The organism is Paraburkholderia denitrificans, assembly GCF_042655705.1.
GTDB lineage: Bacteria > Pseudomonadota > Gammaproteobacteria > Burkholderiales > Burkholderiaceae > Paraburkholderia > Paraburkholderia denitrificans.
Map to the genome: position 1 here is coordinate 1 of NZ_JBHSMP010000057.1, position 686 is coordinate 686.

A 686-nucleotide genomic window follows, 5' to 3' on the forward strand; every position below is an offset into this window, starting at 1 on the left:
CGCCATTGAGGACGTTCAGGGCGGCGAACAGTGTCGTGGTGCCGTGACGAACGTAATCGTGCGTGACACCTTCAACGTAGCCGAAGCCCATCGGCAACATGGGTTGCGTGCGTTCGAGGGCCTGGCACTGGCTCTTCTCGTCCACGCACAGAACCAATGCATTCTCGGGCGGGCTCAGGTACAGGCCAACCACGTCGCGCAGTTTCTCGATGAAGAATTGATCGGTCGAGAGCTTGAAGCTTTCGCTACGATGCGGTTGCAGGCCCAGCAACTTGAAGTAACGGTGCACACTCGTCGGCGAGATAGCCGTTTCGGCGGCGATCGTGCGCACGCTCCAGTGCGTGGCGCCATCCGCTGGCTTTGTGTGCAGGGTCTTGTGAATCAGTTGAGCCAGCCGCTCATCGTCAATCGTGCGAGGCTTGCCGGGGCGCACTTCGTCATACAGCCCGTTGATGCGCCCCTCCAGGAAGCGGATACGCCACTTGCCCACCGTGGCGCGCGTGAGCTGAAGACGTTGGGCAATTGCGCTGTTCGGTTCTCCGGCAGCAGCAGCCAGCACGATGCGCGCACGCGTCACCAGCGCTGCCGAAAGCGAGCGCGAACGCGCTATCGAAGTCAATTGCAAGCGCTCATCTTCACTCAACGCCAGTTCGGCCTTCGGTCGTCCCATGGGCATGCTGGTATCT

The 686-nt window shown here is 61.1% G+C and carries 1 protein-coding gene; it reads right to left on the reverse strand.

Annotated elements, in window-relative coordinates; translation table 11 throughout:
* On the reverse strand, positions 1-676 hold a 676-nt coding region (locus tag ACFPTO_RS25140; RefSeq protein ID WP_377715802.1), incomplete at its 3' end, for an IS630 family transposase.
* Positions 677-686 lie beyond the last annotated feature (10 nt).